At 67.4% G+C, this 15,987-nt stretch carries 17 protein-coding genes; 9 read left to right on the top strand and 8 right to left on the bottom strand.

The genetic code is table 11. The features are described 5' to 3' along the window. The 4 genes from ACZ5ZX_RS06700 to ACZ5ZX_RS06685 all read left to right on the top strand — a co-directional run bounded on the left by ACZ5ZX_RS06700 (position 1) and on the right by ACZ5ZX_RS06685 (position 4,095). A complete protein-coding gene (locus tag ACZ5ZX_RS06700; RefSeq protein WP_037315751.1) occupies positions 1-420 on the top strand; it encodes a succinate dehydrogenase hydrophobic membrane anchor subunit in 420 nt (139 codons plus the stop codon). A 28-nt stretch (positions 421-448) separates the two neighbouring features. Next, entirely contained in the window at positions 449-2,203 is a 1,755-nt protein-coding gene (gene sdhA, locus ACZ5ZX_RS06695) for a succinate dehydrogenase flavoprotein subunit (RefSeq protein WP_465500960.1), read from the top strand. Continuing rightward, positions 2,203-2,973 (top strand): succinate dehydrogenase iron-sulfur subunit, encoded by a 771-nt coding sequence (locus ACZ5ZX_RS06690; protein WP_465500959.1) that lies wholly within the window; start codon positions 2,203-2,205, stop codon positions 2,971-2,973. The genes sdhA and ACZ5ZX_RS06690 overlap by 1 nt, the downstream gene beginning before the upstream one ends. Before the next feature lie 156 nt (positions 2,974-3,129). Further along, positions 3,130-4,095 (top strand): hypothetical protein, encoded by a 966-nt coding sequence (locus ACZ5ZX_RS06685; protein ID WP_465500958.1) that lies wholly within the window; start codon positions 3,130-3,132, stop codon positions 4,093-4,095. 68 nt (positions 4,096-4,163) lie between these two features. Here the strand turns inward: ACZ5ZX_RS06685 and ACZ5ZX_RS06680 are convergent, their stop codons facing one another. Both ACZ5ZX_RS06680 and ACZ5ZX_RS06675 read right to left on the bottom strand, forming a co-directional pair. Next, complete coding sequence (locus ACZ5ZX_RS06680) at positions 4,164-5,579, bottom strand: S8 family peptidase (RefSeq protein ID WP_465500957.1); 1,416 nt, start codon at positions 5,577-5,579, stop codon at positions 4,164-4,166. Between the two features lie 79 nt (positions 5,580-5,658). Beyond that, positions 5,659-5,913: an SCO4848 family membrane protein gene (locus tag ACZ5ZX_RS06675; RefSeq protein ID WP_465500956.1), complete on the bottom strand. Its 255-nt coding sequence runs from the start codon at positions 5,911-5,913 to the stop codon at positions 5,659-5,661. A gap of 43 nt (positions 5,914-5,956) precedes the next feature. On the opposite strand from ACZ5ZX_RS06675, the gene ACZ5ZX_RS06670 reads away from it, so the two are divergent. Beyond that, positions 5,957-7,195 carry a D-alanyl-D-alanine carboxypeptidase family protein gene (locus ACZ5ZX_RS06670; protein ID WP_465500955.1) on the top strand — a complete coding sequence of 413 codons (1,239 nt, stop codon included), beginning with the start codon at positions 5,957-5,959 and terminating at the stop codon, positions 7,193-7,195. A 9-nt stretch (positions 7,196-7,204) separates the two neighbouring features. On the opposite strand, the gene ACZ5ZX_RS06665 is transcribed toward ACZ5ZX_RS06670, so the two are convergent. Together ACZ5ZX_RS06665 and trpS are read right to left on the bottom strand one after the other, a co-directional pair. After that, positions 7,205-8,227 carry a YhjD/YihY/BrkB family envelope integrity protein gene (locus ACZ5ZX_RS06665; protein ID WP_465500954.1) on the bottom strand — a complete coding sequence of 341 codons (1,023 nt, stop codon included), beginning with the start codon at positions 8,225-8,227 and terminating at the stop codon, positions 7,205-7,207. Between the two features lie 41 nt (positions 8,228-8,268). Further along, complete coding sequence (gene trpS, locus ACZ5ZX_RS06660; protein WP_465500953.1) at positions 8,269-9,288, bottom strand: tryptophan--tRNA ligase; 1,020 nt, start codon at positions 9,286-9,288, stop codon at positions 8,269-8,271. 163 nt (positions 9,289-9,451) lie between these two features. Between trpS and ACZ5ZX_RS06655 the strand changes: the two genes are divergently transcribed. Beyond that, positions 9,452-10,198: a S1 family peptidase gene (locus tag ACZ5ZX_RS06655; RefSeq protein ID WP_465500952.1), complete on the top strand. Its 747-nt coding sequence runs from the start codon at positions 9,452-9,454 to the stop codon at positions 10,196-10,198. 459 nt (positions 10,199-10,657) lie between these two features. Here the strand turns inward: ACZ5ZX_RS06655 and ACZ5ZX_RS06650 are convergent, their stop codons facing one another. Then, entirely contained in the window at positions 10,658-10,984 is a 327-nt protein-coding gene (locus tag ACZ5ZX_RS06650) for a hypothetical protein (RefSeq protein ID WP_465501062.1), read from the bottom strand. A 399-nt stretch (positions 10,985-11,383) separates the two neighbouring features. Between ACZ5ZX_RS06650 and ACZ5ZX_RS06645 the strand changes: the two genes are divergently transcribed. After that, a complete protein-coding gene (locus ACZ5ZX_RS06645) occupies positions 11,384-12,271 on the top strand; it encodes a glycoside hydrolase family 19 protein (RefSeq protein ID WP_465500951.1) in 888 nt (295 codons plus the stop codon). Positions 12,272-12,327: 56 nt separating this feature from the next. Here ACZ5ZX_RS06645 and ACZ5ZX_RS06640 read toward each other — a convergent pair whose 3' ends face one another. Next, entirely contained in the window at positions 12,328-12,828 is a 501-nt protein-coding gene (locus ACZ5ZX_RS06640) for a MarR family winged helix-turn-helix transcriptional regulator (RefSeq protein WP_465500950.1), read from the bottom strand. Positions 12,829-12,892: 64 nt separating this feature from the next. Here ACZ5ZX_RS06640 and ACZ5ZX_RS06635 point away from each other — a divergent pair, with 64 nt between their 5' ends. Then, the gene (locus ACZ5ZX_RS06635; RefSeq protein ID WP_465500949.1) at positions 12,893-13,393 is read left to right on the top strand and encodes a cupin domain-containing protein; all 501 of its coding nucleotides are present in this window, start codon (positions 12,893-12,895) and stop codon (positions 13,391-13,393) included. Here the strand turns inward: ACZ5ZX_RS06635 and ACZ5ZX_RS06630 are convergent. Beyond that, positions 13,387-14,349 carry a hypothetical protein gene (locus ACZ5ZX_RS06630; protein WP_465500948.1) on the bottom strand — a complete coding sequence of 321 codons (963 nt, stop codon included), beginning with the start codon at positions 14,347-14,349 and terminating at the stop codon, positions 13,387-13,389. The genes ACZ5ZX_RS06635 and ACZ5ZX_RS06630 overlap by 7 nt on opposite strands. 12 nt (positions 14,350-14,361) lie before the next feature. Next, the gene (locus tag ACZ5ZX_RS06625) at positions 14,362-15,168 is read right to left on the bottom strand and encodes an exodeoxyribonuclease III (protein WP_465500947.1); all 807 of its coding nucleotides are present in this window, start codon (positions 15,166-15,168) and stop codon (positions 14,362-14,364) included. Between the two features lie 56 nt (positions 15,169-15,224). Between ACZ5ZX_RS06625 and ACZ5ZX_RS06620 the strand changes: the two genes are divergently transcribed. Continuing rightward, positions 15,225-15,968, top strand: a complete 744-nt coding sequence (locus ACZ5ZX_RS06620) for an MBL fold metallo-hydrolase (RefSeq protein ID WP_465500946.1) — start codon at positions 15,225-15,227, stop codon at positions 15,966-15,968. Positions 15,969-15,987 lie beyond the last annotated feature (19 nt).

Here is a 15,987-nt window from a genome sequence, read left to right as displayed (position 1 = left end):
ATGGCATCCGAAGTTCTCGCACTCGACAAGCCGCGCTCCCCGAAGCGCCCCGCCGCCCGCCGGAGCAACTTCGAGCTCTACAGCTGGCTGTTCATGCGCATCTCGGGCCTCGCCCTGATCGTGCTGGTGCTCGGCCACCTGTTCATCATGAACATCCTCGACGGCGGCGTGCACCGCATCAACTGGGGCTTCGTCGCCGGCCGCTGGGCCTCGCCGTTCTGGCAGTTCTGGGACCTGTCGATGCTGTGGCTCGCCGAAATCCACGGTGGCAACGGGCTGCGCACGATCATCGACGACTACGCCCGCAAGGACAGCACCCGGTTCTGGCTGAAGATCGTGCTCTATGTCTCGATGGTGCTGATCCTCGCCGTCGGCACGATGGTGATCTTCACCTTCGATCCCGGTATCTCGGCCAACTGACGCCCACCACACGTTAAGCGGAGTCCCTATGCAGTTCCACAAGTACGACGTGGTGATCGTCGGCGCCGGTGGCGCCGGGATGCGCGCGGCCATCGAATCCGGCCAGCGTGCCCGCACCGCGGTCCTCACCAAGCTCTACCCGACGCGTTCGCACACCGGCGCCGCGCAGGGCGGTATGTGCGCCGCGCTGGCGAACGTCGAAGAGGACAACTGGGAGTGGCACACCTTCGACACGATCAAGGGTGGCGACTACCTGGTCGACCAGGACGCCGCCGAGATCATGGCGAAGGAAGCCATCGACGCGGTCCTCGACCTCGAGAAGATGGGCCTGCCGTTCAACCGGACGCCCGAGGGCAAGATCGACCAGCGCCGCTTCGGCGGGCACACCCGTGACCACGGCAAGGCCGCGGTCCGCCGCGCCTGCTACGCCGCGGACCGCACCGGGCACATGATCCTGCAGACGCTGTACCAGAACTGCGTCAAGCACGGCACCGAGTTCTTCAACGAGTTCTACGTGCTCGACCTGGTGCTGACCCCGGACGAGGACGGCAACCCGGTCGCCTCCGGCGTCGTCGCCTACGAGCTGGCGACCGGTGAACTGCACGTCTTCCAGGCGAAGTCGATCGTGTTCGCCACCGGCGGCGCGGGCAAGATCTTCAAGACGACGTCGAACGCGCACACCCTCACCGGTGACGGCCTCGGCATCATCTTCCGCAAGGGCCTGCCGCTGGAGGACATGGAGTTCTTCCAGTTCCACCCGACAGGTCTCGCCGGGCTCGGCATCCTCATCTCCGAAGCCGTGCGTGGTGAAGGCGGCATCCTCCGCAACGCCGACGGCGAGCGGTTCATGGAGCGCTACGCCCCCACCATCAAGGACCTCGCGCCGCGTGACATCGTCGCCCGGTCGATGGTGCAGGAAGTGCTGCAGGGCCGCGGTTGCGGGCCGAACAAGGACTACGTCGTCCTCGACGTCACGCACATCCCCGAGGAGACGCTGAACGCGAAACTCCCGGACATCATGGAGTTCTCGCGGACGTACCTGGGTGTCGACCCGGTCACCGAACCGGTGCCGGTGTTCCCGACCTGCCACTACGTGATGGGCGGCATCCCGACCAACGTCCACGGCGAGGCGTTGCGGGACAACGAAAACGTCATCCCCGGCCTGTACGCCGCGGGCGAGGTGGCGTGTGTGTCCGTGCACGGCTCGAACCGGCTCGGCACCAACTCGCTGCTGGACATCAACGTCTTCGGCCGTCGCGCCGGCATCGCCGCCGCCGAATACGCGCTGGCGCACGACCACGTCGAGCTGCCGGAGAACCCGACCAAGGTCGTCGAGGACCAGCTGTCGCTGCTGCTCTCGGAGCACGGTGACGAACGCGTCGCCGACATCCGCACCGAGCTGCAGCGGACGATGGACTCGCACGCTTCGGTGTACCGCACCGAGGACACGCTGAAGCAGGCGCTGACCGACGTGCAGGCGCTGAAGGAGCGGTACAGCCGGATCACCGTGTCGGACAAGGGGAAGCGGTACAACACCGACGTCCTCGAGGCCGTCGAGCTGGGCTTCCTGCTCGAACTCGCCGAAGTACTGGTCGTCGGCGCCCTGGCGCGCAAGGAGTCCCGCGGCGGACACGCGCGCGAGGACTACCCGAACCGCGACGACACGAACTTCATGCGGCACACCATGGCCTACAAGCAGGGTTCTGAGCTGACCGCCGACATCCGACTGGATTACAAGCCGGTGACCTTCACCCGCTACGAACCGATGGAGCGGAAGTACTGATGACCACGGCCACCCCCGAGAAGTCGGAGGCCGTGTCCTCCGACCACACGCCGATCACCGTCACGCTGAAGATCCTGCGGTTCAACCCCGAGGTCGACACCGAGCCGCACTGGGAGTCCTACGACGTCCCGGCGCAGCGCACCGACAGGCTGTTGAACCTGCTCTTCTACGTGAAGGACTACATCGACGGGACGTTCTCGTTCCGGCGCTCGTGCGCGCACGGCGTCTGCGGTTCCGACGCGATGCAGATCAACGGCATCAACCGGTTGGCGTGCAAGGTCCTGATGAAGGACCTGCTGGAGACCGGCGGCAAGAAGACCGTCATCACCATCGCGCCGATCAAGGGCCTGACCACGCTCAAGGACCTTTACGTCGACATGGACCCGTTCTTCGAGGCGTACCGTGCGGTGAAGCCGTACCTGATCGCCTACGGGAACGAGCCCACCCGCGAGCGGATCCAGTCGCAGGCCGACCGCGACCGGTTCGACGACACGACCAAGTGCATCCTGTGCGCCTGCTGCACGTCCTCGTGCCCGGTGTACTGGAACGACGGCTCGTACTTCGGCCCGGCCGCGATCGTCAACGCGCACCGGTTCATCTTCGACTCGCGTGACGAAGGCGCCGAAGAGCGGCTGGACATCCTGAACGACGCCGAAGGCGTGTGGCGCTGCCGGACGACGTTCAACTGCACCGACGCCTGCCCGCGCGGCATCCAGGTCACGAAGGCGATCCAAGAGGTCAAGCGCGCGCTCCTCTTCAAGCGCGTCTAACGCTTCTGGAAGTACATGATGGCCCCCTTCCTTGCGCTAGGCGCAAGGAAGGGGGCCATCATGTACTTGGACTGAGTTATCCACAACAGGATGGTTATCCACAGGTCAGCAAATCGGCTCTGGCAGGCAGGATGCTCCGCACTCACGCTGAGGATCATGACCAAGAGGGGGAGATGGGCTCAGCATCCCGAACTGCTGCTGGAGCGAAGCCGCAATGGCGTCGTCCGGGCGTCCGACCTGGAAAGTCTGGAGATGAGCAGCCGGACGATCTATACCCGCTGTCTGCCCGGTGGGCCTTGGCAGCGATTGCTGCCCGGCATAATCCTGCTGCACAACACCGAACCCACGGCCGAGCAACTAGTGACGGCTGGGCTCCTGCACGGCGGAGCGGACGCGGTCCTCACCGGAACGGCAGCCTGTCTGCGACATGGTCTTCGGCAGGCCGCGATGCCTCCGGATACCGGACTTCACCTGCTGATCCCGCATGATCGGAAGATTCGCAGTACAGGATTCGTGACAATGGAGCGGACGATTCGATTGCCGTCACCGATCGTCCGCCACGGGGTTCCCTTGGCCCCGTTGGTCCGGGCCACGACAGACACGGTGCGCCGGCTCAGGAATGCCGACCAAGTGGAGGCGATCCTGATCGAATCCGTCCAAAACGGCGGATGCCATCCGAAAGCCTTGCTCAACGAACTCGATCATGGCTCGCTACGAGGAACCGCTGTCCCGAGACGACTCCTGACGGGCTGGGTGGATCTCCGTTCCATGGCGGAGGCACAGGCTAAGATCCTCGGGCAGCGTCTACCCATTCCACCGAGCCATTGGAATGCGGCGATCTACGACCGTCAAGGGCGCTATATCGGGCGCCCTGACGCGTTGTGGGAGGACGTGGGTCTCGTCTGGGAGATCGATTCTTTCGAATTCCATTTCCGGAAAGCGGACTACGCTCGAACCATCGACCGAAACACGCGTTATGCCGCGGCTGGCCTCGTCGTCGTACAAACGCTGCCTTCGCGGCTGCGAGACGACCCAGGCGGGGTCCTTGAGGACCTCACTGCCGCCCACAGCGTGGCGACGGCCAGACCTCGACCCGACATCCACCTCGTGTCTGCCGCCTGAAGTACATGATGGCCCCCTTCCTTGCGCCTAGCGCAAGGAAGGGGGCCATCATGTACTTCTTCAGCGAACTACTTCACCGCGTCCAGTGCGTTGACGCGGCCGTGCCCGTAGAACGAGTTGTCCTTCTCCGTGCCTTCACAGACCGGCGCCGCGGTGCCGCACGCGACCGGGTCGGCCTGGTGCTCCAGCAGCCAGGTCAGCAGCCGCGGCGGAGCATGGCGGTAGCGGGACGCCAGCAGCGCGGCGACACCGGCGGCGTGCGGGGACGCCATCGAGGTACCGCACTTGGTGCCGTAGGCGCCGTTGAAGATGGTCGACAGCGGGCAACCCGCGCCTTCGCCGGTGGGCGGCAGCTGGGCGCGGTCACCGCCGGGGGCGGTCACCTCGATCTGGCCGGCGCCGTAGTTGCTGTAGGACGACTTCGTGCCGGCGTAGCCGATGGCCGAGACGGTCACGACGCCTTCGATCGACTTCGGCAGGATGCCGCAGCTCGAGTCGACGGGGTGCGGGCGGTTCGGGTCGGTGGTCTGCTTGGTGACGTCGAAGCCGCTGTTGCCGGCGGCGGCGACGTTCAGCACGCCGCGGCCGGTCGAGTAGACCACCGCGCGGCGGACGGCCTCGTACGCGGCGGCGTCGCCCGGCTCCTTCGAGCAGTAGAACATGCCGGGGTCGATGTAGTAGCTGTTGTTCGTGACCGGGAAGCGGTGCTTCGCGGCCCACATGAACCCGCAGACGGCGGCTTCGGGAAGGATCAGGCCGTCGTCGTTCACGACCTTCACCGACGCCAGCTTGACGCCGGGCGCGATGCCGGTGAAGCCGCGCGCGGTGTCCTTGCCCGCGATGGTGCCGGCGACGTGCGTGCCGTGGTCGGAGTTCGTGGGCGCCCAGGCCGCGGGGGTCGTGTCGGGCGCACCGCTGTTGCAGCCGGCGGACACCGACGGGTCCAGCGCGGCCTTGAGCGCGGGGTGCGTGGGCTCGATGCCCGAGTCCAGCACGCCGACGGTCACCGAGCTGCTGCCGCCGGAGATCTTGTTCGCCTCGGGAGCCTGGATCGCGCGCATGTCCCACTGCTGGGCCGACAGGTCCTCTTCGACGGCGACGCTGGTGGTCTCTTCGGTTTCCTTGGTGTCGACCACCGCGGAGCGGGTCGCCCTTGCCGAGGCCGCGGGCGGGAACGCGACGTCACGGCCGCCCGAGTAGGCGCGGAAAACGCCGATCTTCGCCTGGAAGTCGGCGTTGCGCGACGTCGCCACCGCGACGCCGATCTCCGGGTAGTACGCCACCTTCTCGCCGCACTTCGCGCGCAGCTCGGTGTCAACCTTCCGCTCCGGGGTACGTGGGTTGTAAAGCACCACGTAGGTGAACGGCGCGCTCGCGGTGTCGCACTCAGGGGCGGGCGCGGCGCTCGCCGACGGGGCCGCGAACACGGTTCCCGCCGCCGCCGCGACGAGCGCGGGGACGAGCAGACGTCTGATCCGGGACATTCAACCTCCATGATTCGGTGGAGTGAACGTTAAGGAGCCGACGCCGGGCCCGCCACCGTCAAAAGGACGACAAACCTGATCAGGCGCCTGCCTTTTCCGCGTCCCGTGACTTGGCGCCACGAAGCGTGCGCAGACCGATCAGGCCGATGATGGTGCCGAGCACGAACGAGACGACCGTCAGCACCGCGTGCACGATGAAGTAGGCGGTGGGTGAGCCGTCGGCGGCCCAGGCTCGGTCGCTGTCCCAGAGATTCTTGGCGAACGTGATCCAGATGATCCACGACCACACGCCGAAGCCCAGCAGGAACATCGAAGTACCTCGCGAAATGCGCATGCCCCTGAGTATGCAGCGGGCGCCGCGACGCTACATTGCTCGGGTGCACAGCGCTATCTCCCGGTCGCTCCTGGTCCTCGTCTCCGGTGTGCTCGCCCTCGCGGTGACGCCGGTGGCCACAGCCGCCCCGAAGCCTCCAGACCAGGCGCAGCCGTGCGCGAACAAGACGGTGCCACCGCCGCCCGTCGACACCTCCGAGAAGCCGCGCCCCGGCGAGGCCGTCCCGGCGCCGTTGCCGGTCCCGCCCGCTCCGGTCGGCGGCGAGCGGATGGCCGAATGCGGGCTCGTGCTCCCCAAACGCGCGCTGAACCCGCCCGAGGGGACCACCGCCGCGTCCTGGGTACTGCAGGACCTCGAAACCGGCGACATCATCGCGGCGAAGGATCCGCACGCCCGTCAGCGGCCCGCTTCCCTGATCAAGACCCTGCTCGCGCTGGTCGTGGTCACCGAACTGCCGCCGCGCAAGGTCATCGTCCCGACCAAGGAGGACGCCGAGCAGGAGTGCACCTGCGTCGGCATCGCCGCCGGCGGTCAGTACACAGTGGACCAGCTGCTGCACGGGCTGCTGATGCACTCCGGCAACGACGCGGCGCACGCGCTCTCCACCGTGCTGGGCGGTGTCGACGCCACCGTCGGGAAGATGAACGCACTGGCCGCCCGCATCGGCGCCACGGACACGCGGGCCGCGACGCCGTCCGGGCTCGACGGGCCCGGCATGACGACCTCGGCCTACGACATGAGCCTGATCTTCCACTACGGGATGAGGCAGCCCGAGTTCGCGCAGGTGGTCAAGACCAAGTCCTTCGAAATCCCGCCGACGGCGGGGAAACCGGCCATCACGATCTACAACGACAACAAGCTTCTCGGTTCCTATCCAGGATTCCTCGGCGGGAAGACCGGTTTCACGGACGACGCGCGCCACACCTACGTCGGCGGCGCGCTCCAGAACGGCCACCGTGTCGCCGTCGTGATGCTTCGCGCCGAGCAGCGCCCGACCCGGGTCACCGAGCAGGCCGCGAAGCTCCTCGACTACGGCATCGCGTTGCGCCAGGACAAGGCCGAATCGGTCGGGCGGATCGACTACAAACCGGCGGACACCGTGGACGCGGGCGTGGCCAAGGCCGCACCCAACGGCGACGGCGCGTCGAACAGCGGTGCCGCGGTCGCGGCCGAAGACCCGTTCGGGACGATCGGCTGGATCATCACGCTCGTCGTCTTCCTGATCATCGTGGCGTCGTTCGTCATCGGCCACCAGCGCAAAAAGGCCATGGCGAGCAAGTAGCGGCGCCGGTCAGGACTTCCGGCGACCCAGCCAGCCCAACAGCGCGCCGGTCGCGAAAGCACCGCCGACGGCACCGAGGCCCGGCCCCTGCTGCACGGTCACCCTCGGGTGAATGGCGACGGGGGCGGGCGGCTCGATGACCGTCGACATGTTCTCCTTCGCGGTCGCCGTCCACGCGGTGACGAACAGCAGGAACCGCGAAACCAGGTTCGCGAACACGAGCAGGCCGATCACCGGGCCGAACAACGCGAACGCCGGCGATTTCGTGACACTGCCGAGGTAGAACGTCGCGGCCTGCTGAAGCACGATGAAGCCGACGGCGGCGAACACCGCGCCCTTGACGGCGCTGCGCAGCGCGACGTGCTCACGCGGCAGCCTCGCGATGACCCACAGGAACACCAGCGTGTTCGCGAGCAGACCGAGCAGAATCGTCGCGACCTTCAGCAGGAACACGGCCCAGCCCTGGTTTTCCAGGCCGACGAGTTCGAGCAGGAACCGGCCGACCCCGCTGCCCGCCGCGGTGAGACCGAACGAGACCACCAGCGCGACGCCGAGTCCGACCAAGGACAGCAGATCCTTGATCGTCGTCGAGACCAACGGCAGCTTCTGCTTTTCCTGACCCCATTGGGCGGTCAGCGCGTCACGCAGGTTCGACATCCAGCCGACACCCGAGTACAGCGCGAGCAGCAGACCGAAGATCCCGATACCGCCGCCGGAGTCCAGCGCCGCCTTGATGATGCTGCCGACCAGATCGCTCAGCCCCTCCGGCACCGACTTCTTGATGCCGTCGACGAGCTGGTTCGTCACCGTCTGATCGCCGGCGAGCACGATCTTGATGACCGCGAAGGCGACCATCAAGATCGGGATCACCGAAAGCACACTGAAGTAGGTGATGGCGGCGGCGTAGTGGTTGCCGTAGCGCTCGGTGAAGGCGTCGTTCGCCCGGATGAGGTGATCGAGCCAGCCGTACTTTCGCCGGAGACGGGGTAACAGCTTGTCCTCTTCCGGCTTCGCGCCGTCATCTTTCGCCACCAGTAGACGCTAACCACGCCCAGGGCGACCCGCAACGCGAGCTAGCCGGCCGGAGGCAGGAACCCGATGTTCGCGTAGACGTTCCGCAACGTCACCGAAGCGACTTCCCTGGCCCGTTGCGCACCGAGGGCCAGCACCTTGTCGAGCTCGGCGACGTCGTCCAGATAGGACTGGACGCGTGCCTGCACGGGCGTGACCCATTCGACGAACGCCTCGGCGACGCCCTTCTTCAGATCGCCGTAGCCCTTGCCCTCGTACGAGGTCTGGAGTTCGGCGATCGGCTGGTCGGTCAGCGCGGAGAGGATCGTCAGCAGGTTCGAGACGCCCGGCTTGTTCTCGGCGTCGAAGACGATCTCGCGGCCGGTGTCGGTGACCGCCGAGCGGACCTTCTTCGCCGACTTCTTGGGGTCTTCGAGCAGCTCGATGAGACCGTTGCCGGTCGACGAGGACTTGCTCATCTTCGCGGTCGGGTCCTGCAGGTCGTAGATCTTCGCCGTGTCCTTGACGATATGCGGCTCCGGCACGGTGAACGTCTTGCCGTAGCGGTTGTTGAACCGCTGCGCGAGATTGCGCGTCAGCTCCAGGTGCTGCCGCTGGTCCTCGCCGACGGGGACCTCGTTCGCCTGGTACAGCAGGATGTCCGCGGCCTGCAGGACCGGGTAGGTGAACAGGCCGACGCTGGCGCGATCCGTGCCCTGCTTCGCGGCCTTGTCCTTGAACTGCGTCATCCGGCTCGCTTCGCCGAACCCGGTCTGGCACTCCAGCACCCAGCTCAGCTGGGCGTGCTCGGGCACCTGGCTCTGGACGAACAACGCGCTGCGGGCCGGGTCGACGCCGAGCGCGAGCAGCTGCGCCGCCGAGCGCCGAGTGCGGTCGCGCAGCACCTTCGGGTCCTGCTCGACGGTGATCGCGTGCAGGTCGACGACCATGTAGAAGGTCTCGTGCGTGTCCTGCAGCCGCACCCATTGCCGCAGCGCACCCAGGTAGTTGCCCAGGTGGAACGAGTCGGCGGTCGGCTGGATCCCGGAGAGCACCCGCGGGCGCTTCAGTTCGTCGGACACGCCCGGATTCTGTCAGGCCGCGCCGTGGCGGGTCACCGGAGGTCACCCCGGCCGAACGGTCTAAACGGTTAAACGCCACATACTTCCGACGGTTCTGAGCGAGGAGCCCGGTTCCTAGCGTTCATGGCACCGGATCTTCCGGCCACACCGAAGGAGAACCCAGATGAAGGCACGATCCCTGCTGATGGGCTTGGCCATCGCGGCCGCGGCCGTGTTCTCGCTCCCCGGCGTCGCGACCGCGACCGAGCCCACCGGCGGCGTCCAGCCGAACATCGTCGGCGGCGGCAACGCGACCCAGGTCTACTCGTTCATGGTGTCGCAGCAGTCGAGCTCCGGCGGTCACCAGTGTGGTGGCTCACTGATCAGCTCGACCTGGGTGGTCACCGCGAAGCACTGTGGCACGCCGTACCAGGTACGCGTCGGCACCACGAACCGCACCAGCGGCGGCACCGTGGCCCGCGTGGCCCAGCGGATCGCCCACCCGAGCGCCGACCTGGCGCTGCTGCGCCTCTCGACGGCGGTTTCGCAGGCGCCGGTCACGATCGCCGACACGTCCGGGGCCGTCGGCACCGCGACGCGGATCATCGGCTGGGGCCAGACCTGCGCCCCGCAGGGTGGCTGTGGCGCCCCGATCACCCTGCAGGAACTGAACACCTCGATCGTCTCCGACAGCCGGTGCCTCGGCATCAACGGTGCCAGCGAGATCTGCACCAACAACCCCAACGGGAACTCGGGCGCCTGCTACGGCGACTCCGGCGGCCCGCAGATCAAGCAGGTCAACGGTGTCTGGCAGCTGATCGGCGCCACGAGCCGCGCGGGGAACAACAGCAGCACCTGCGCGACCGGGCCGTCCATCTACGTCGACGTCCCCTACTTCCGCAGCTGGATCCGCACCAACACCGGAGTCTGATCCGGTTCCCGCGTCGCCCCACCGTCCCCGGGGGCGACGCGGGCCCAGCCGGTTCAGCAAGGATCCGTGCGGAAGTTCGAAGAGCCGCTCCAGCAGCGCGACCGCCTTCAGGGAGTCGCACCGCTCGGGGCGGCTTCTTCCGGTCCGCCAGTAGCTCAAGGTCGCGACACTGACCCGGACACCCTGCTGGGCGAGCCGGTGGCGGATCCGGTCGAGACCGAGACCGCTCTCCGTGATCGCCTGGTCCAGTGCGCGCGGGAAAGGATCACCGGGCCGGCTGCGACGCCGCGTCACCGTCATGGACCTGAGCGTGGCGATCAGCGCGCCGCTAAACAATCCGGGCCGGACTAGGTGTACCTACCCAAGAAATCCGGCAAGTCGCCTTTAGCGGGCTAATCGCGCTCCGGCGGGCAGTCGCCTTTAGCGGGCTAAACGCGATCTGAGCCGAGAAGGTGCAGGTCAGGGGCGCTGCGGGCGGGCGAGGCCGTCGTCCTCGGCGAGGACGGCCTCGGCCATCGCCGTGACGTCCTGGCCGGCGGGCTGGACCGGGGCGGCGGGGATGACGGCGGCGGCACGCGCCTTCCGGCGCTGACGAAAGACCCCGAAGGCCATACCGACGATGCCGAGGGCGACGGCGATCAGGCCGACCGGGCCCAACAGACCGAACGCCATCTCCGAGCGCGTAGTCGACTCCGCCGCCGACGCGGGGACAGCGCCCGCGACGAGCAGCGCGACAGGGATCGCGACGACCGCCGCGGCCCTGGCCGCGGGCAGAGCCGACCGCATCAGGAGATGAACTGGGTTCCGCACCGGAGTGCCTCCCGTGACGTGACATTGCCGAACCGGAACGCTAACCCGAACGAGTGAGCATTTCCAGGTTGCTGGTCAAAAAACTACCGAGCGTGTCAAGACCTGTCGGTTCTGATCAACTCGGGGCACGAGAGTAGCCCCTCACAGGGGGGATCTTTCGACCACCCCTCTCCGCAAAGTGTGCCGCGGACGGAAGTGGTTTCTGACAAAACTGGACAGGTTGGACCGTTTCCCCGCCACCGTGCGGCCGAACAGGCACGATCCCGCTTTCGCCGGTTGGTTTCTTGTGCGCAATGGTCTATACCTGTTGGCCATACCCCTTAAAAGGTATAGACCATTATCCCTGCATGGTCCCCTCGTACGAAGGAGCCACCGATGTCTCTTCGACGTATTCTCGCGGCGGTCGCCGCCACCTTCGCCGCCACCACGGTCGCCGTGATCGTCCCGGCCCAGTCCGCCGCCGCGGCGGACTGCGTGGCGCCGTGGAACGCGAGCTCGGTCTATTGGGGCGGCAACACCGCCTCTTACAACGGACACAACTGGTCCGCGAAGTGGTGGACACAGAACGAAACCCCGGGAACCGCCCAGGTCTGGGCCGATCAGGGCACCTGCGGCGGCGGCACGACCAACCCGCCGAGCCCGTCCGGCTTCGTGGTCAGCGAAGCCCAGTTCAACCAGATGTTCCCGAGCCGGAACTCGTTCTATACCTATAACGGCCTGGTCACCGCCCTGAGCGCATACCCCGCCTTCGCGGGCACGGGCAGCGACACCGTCAAGAAGCAGGAAGCGGCGGCCTTCCTGGCGAACGTCAGCCACGAGACCGGCGGCCTGGTCCACGTCGTCGAACAGGACACGTCCAACTACCCGCACTACTGCGACACGACCCAGCCCTACGGCTGCCCGGCGGGCAACGCCGCCTACTACGGCCGCGGCCCGATCCAGCTGAGCTGGAACTTCAACTACAAGGCCGCCGGCGACGCACTGGGCCTGCCGCTGCTGACCAACCCGTGGCTGGTGCAGAACGACGCGGCGGTCGCCTGGAAGACCGGCATCTGGTACTGGATGACCCAGAGCGGGCCGGGCACGATGACCCCGCACGACGCGATGGTCACCAGCCGCGGCTTCGGCGAGACGATCCGCAGCATCAACGGGAGCCTCGAGTGCAACGGCGGCAACCCAAGCCAGGTGCAGAGCCGCGTGAGCAAGTACCAGCAGTTCACCGGCATCCTCGGCGTCGACCCCGGAGGCAACCTGTACTGCTGATCCATCCAGGGAGCCGAAGGGGCACTTCGCCGCACATGACGCGGCGAAGTGCCCCTTCAGTTTTCGAGGGTCATCAGCAGCCGGCGCAGGGATGCGTCCAGAACGCCGATGTCCTCACCGAGCGGCGCGAGCAGCTTCGTGACGTTCGCGGTGTGCTCGGTCATCGCGGCGTCGACGACTTCGAAGCCGCGCTCGGTCAGCGTGACCCGGAAACTGCGCCGGTCCTCCGGATCGAGCGCGCGCTCGACCAGCCCCGCCGATTCCAGCCTGTCGATCCGGCTGGTCATCCCGGCCCTGGACATCATCAGCGTCGCGGACAGCTCGGACGGGATCAGCGTGTACGGCTTCCCGGACCGCCTGAGCGCCGCGAGCACGTCGAACTCTCCTTGTTTCAAGCCGTGTTTCGCGAACACGGCCTCCACCATCGGCGTCGTCAGCAGCACCGCGCGGCCGAGGCGCCCGGCGACCCCGATGGCGGTCAGATCCAGGTCCGACCGTTCCCGCCGCCAAGCGCCGACCACCGCGTCGATCGCGTCGGCGTTCCGTTCTTCACTCACGACGACAGTCTATTCGACGGGAGATAGTTTGACAGCGAACTATCAGCGGTGGAACTATCGCGCTATGACTCAGCACAGCGAAACCCGCGAAACCGTCCTCGTCCGCGCCGCCGAAGCCGAAACCGTCGGCGCCGCCCCGAACTTCGTCACCCTGCTCGCCGACGTCTCGACCACAGGTGGCGTCATGAGCAGCGCGAGAACACGGCTGGGCGTCGGCGCCGACGGTGCGGCGCCGCACTACCACACCGGATCGTCCGAGCTGTTCTTCATGCTCGGCGGAATGATGGAAGTCCTTGTGGGAGAAGAGATCGTCACCGTTTCCGAGGGTGACATGCTCGTCGTCCCACCGCTGACGACGCACGCTTTCCGTACGGCGGCGGGCTCATCGGCGGACGTGCTGATCGTATTCGTCCCCGGTGTCGAACGCTTCGACTACTTCCGGCTGCTGGAGAAGGTCGGCCACGGCGAGGCGACCGTCCAGGATCTCTTGGACAGTCAGGAAAAGTTCGACAACCACTTCGTCGAAAGTCCAGTGTGGACGGAGAGCGCGAAGAACCGTCAGTAGCCGCGCGGCGGATAGCCGGGCGGAGGCCCGTACGGCCCGGGATGCGGAGGCCCCTGCGGCGGATAGCCGGGCGGAGGCCCGTACGGCCCGGGATGCGGAGGCCCCTGCGGCGGATAGCCGGGCTGCGGATACGGCTGCTGCGGGTACTGGGGTGGCGGATATCCCGGCTGCTGCGGCGGATACGGCGGCTGGCCGTACTGCGGCGGGGGCGGATAGTGCTGCGGATAGCCGGGGTTCTGCGGCGGATACGGCTGGGCCGGATACGGCTGCGGCTGGGGCGGGTACTGAGGCTGCGGTTGCGGCGCGGCGGGCTGCCCACCGCCGAGGTGGAAAGGCAGCACTGACACCAGCTGCCCGAGTTTGCCGAGCGTCGCGAGGACGTCGTCCGGTTTGGTCCGGCCGAACGTCGGATTCTCGACGTAGACCAGCTCCGCCCCCACCAGCGACCAGGTGTGCAGCTTCGACGACCGCATCAGGGCGGCGACCTGCGGCGTCAGCACCTGGACCGCGATGTTCGGATCGGTGTCGATCAGCTTGTACCAGCGATTGAACTTCCGGTCCGCGGTGGCGGGCTCGGGGTACTGCTCGACGTCCCAGGCGGATTCGATGCTCGACACGATCTGGAAGTTCGGCATCGGCGCGGGCAGGGTGATCACCCAGACCGTGTCGATCGAGATCGTGTCGAGCTCGTTGACCTTCTTGTTGGTCCACCGCGTGTGCACGCTCGTGACCGTCGGGCGGCGGTGATAGTCGAAAACGCTGAACGGGAGCCCGTTGTACACGCCACTCAGCGCGCCGAACGCGATCCGTTTGTCGCCACGCTGGTTGAACGGCAGCACCGTCCAGCGTTCCAGCAGGTTCGGCGCGTCCGGGCTGAACTCCCACCCGTACTGGCCGGACATCTGGTAGCGCTCGGCGTTCGTCGCCTCGATACGCCTGGCTTCGTTCGTCTCCATGACCGGCCCGGGTTAGTCGGAGTAGGTCGCCGTCACCGGCGCGTGGTCGGACCACCGCTGGTCGTAGGACTCGGCGCGCTCGACGACGACCGAGGTGCACCGCTCGGCGAGTCCAGGAGTGGCGATCTGGCAGTCGATACGCCAGCCCGAGTCGTTGTCGAACGCCTTCCCGCGATACGACCACCACGTGTACGGGCCGGGACCTTCCGGATCGAGTTTGCGCTGCACGTCGACATAACCGGCCTCGGTGAACACGCGGCCGAGCCACTCCCGCTCCTCCGGGAGGAAGCCAGAGCTCTTCTGGTTCCCGCGCCAGTTCTTCAGGTCGGTCTTCTCGTAGGCGATGTTCCAGTCCCCGACCACGACGACCTCACGGCCGCCGGCCTCGGCCTTGGCGCGCAGGTCGACGAGGTACGGCAGGAACGCCGCCATGAAGCGCTCCTTCTCGTCCTGGCGCGGGGTCCCGACGTCACCGCTGGGCAGGTACAGGCTCGCGACCACGACGTTCGGCAGGTGGATCTCCGCGTAGCGGCCGCTGTCCTCGAATTCGGGCTCGCCGAAACCGATGCGGACCTCGTCCGGCTCGGCGCGGCTGAAGAGCATGACGCCGTTGCGCCCCTTCTGCGCCGACGGCGCGTGCACCACGTGCCAGCCTTCGGGCGCGGCGGCACCGGCCGGGAGCTCCTTGAGCTCGGCCCGGACCTCCTGGCAGGCGACGACATCGGCCTTGGTGGAGCCGAGCCACTCGACGAAGCCCTTTTTCGCGGCGGCACGGAGGCCGTTGACATTCACAGTGGAGACGGTCAGCACCCTTCGCACGCTACCCGGAGGGTCCGACAGAACCGTCAGGGTGTTCGTTCTGCGAGACTGCGCGCATGAGCGAGCTGACCGTGCTGGGCAGCTGCGGCGCCTGGCCGGAACCGGGCCGCGCCTGCGCCGGCTTCCTCCTGGTCCACGAAGGTTTCCGGCTCGTGCTGGACCTCGGCTACGGCGCCGCGTCGCGGCTGTTCGAACACTGTCCCGGCGGCCGGGTCGACGCGGTGGTGGTGACGCACGAGCATCCCGATCACTGCGCGGACGTCAGCGCGCTCGGCCGCGCGCGTGCCTATGGGCTGCCGGACGAGCCGAGGATCCCGTTGCACTGCACGCCGGGCACGGTCCGGCGGCTGGAGGCACTGGAACCGCGGCCGCATCCGACGACGATCTTCGACATCTTGGACCTCGGTCCGCCGCGCGAGATCGGGCCGTTCCGGATGACCACGTTCCTGTTGCCGCATCACGTGCCGAATTACGGCGTCCGACTGACGGCGCCCGGGCTCACCATCGCCTACACCGGCGACAGTGGGCCCAGCCCGATCTTGGCGGAGCTGGGGCGCGACGCCGACCTGCTCATCGCCGACGCGACCCTGCAGGGTCCGTCTCCCGACGAGACGCCGCGGCTGGTGTCGACGGCGGGCGAGGCCGGGTACTGGGCCGAGCGCGGAGGCGCCCGGCGGCTGCTGCTGACCCACTTCTGGCCCGGCTCCGACCGCGAGGTCTCGGTGGCCGAGGCGCGGGAGGAGTTCAGTGGCGAGGTACTGGCGGCCGAAGAGGGCACCCACCTGCGTTTAGCGGGCTAAACGCGATCCGCGCGGGAGG

Source organism: Amycolatopsis sp. NPDC033938, from assembly GCF_055575975.1.
Note: the sequence above shows the minus strand (reverse complement) of the source record. Positions and strands in the feature narration are given on the sequence as shown.

Coding starts and splice junctions, on each gene's coding strand:
- ACZ5ZX_RS06685 (WP_465500958.1), top strand. CDS start 3,130: ATGACCAAGAGGGGGAGATGGGCTCAGCATCCCGAACTGCTGCTGGAG.
- sdhA (WP_465500960.1), top strand. CDS start 449: ATGCAGTTCCACAAGTACGACGTGGTGATCGTCGGCGCCGGTGGCGCC.
- ACZ5ZX_RS06645 (WP_465500951.1), top strand. CDS start 11,384: ATGTCTCTTCGACGTATTCTCGCGGCGGTCGCCGCCACCTTCGCCGCC.
- ACZ5ZX_RS06675 (WP_465500956.1), bottom strand. CDS start 5,913: ATGCGCATTTCGCGAGGTACTTCGATGTTCCTGCTGGGCTTCGGCGTG.
- ACZ5ZX_RS06680 (WP_465500957.1), bottom strand. CDS start 5,579: ATGTCCCGGATCAGACGTCTGCTCGTCCCCGCGCTCGTCGCGGCGGCG.
- ACZ5ZX_RS06620 (WP_465500946.1), top strand. CDS start 15,225: ATGAGCGAGCTGACCGTGCTGGGCAGCTGCGGCGCCTGGCCGGAACCG.
- ACZ5ZX_RS06630 (WP_465500948.1), bottom strand. CDS start 14,349: ATGGAGACGAACGAAGCCAGGCGTATCGAGGCGACGAACGCCGAGCGC.
- ACZ5ZX_RS06690 (WP_465500959.1), top strand. CDS start 2,203: ATGACCACGGCCACCCCCGAGAAGTCGGAGGCCGTGTCCTCCGACCAC.
- ACZ5ZX_RS06635 (WP_465500949.1), top strand. CDS start 12,893: ATGACTCAGCACAGCGAAACCCGCGAAACCGTCCTCGTCCGCGCCGCC.
- ACZ5ZX_RS06650 (WP_465501062.1), bottom strand. CDS start 10,984: ATGCGGTCGGCTCTGCCCGCGGCCAGGGCCGCGGCGGTCGTCGCGATC.
- ACZ5ZX_RS06700 (WP_037315751.1), top strand. CDS start 1: ATGGCATCCGAAGTTCTCGCACTCGACAAGCCGCGCTCCCCGAAGCGC.
- ACZ5ZX_RS06655 (WP_465500952.1), top strand. CDS start 9,452: ATGAAGGCACGATCCCTGCTGATGGGCTTGGCCATCGCGGCCGCGGCC.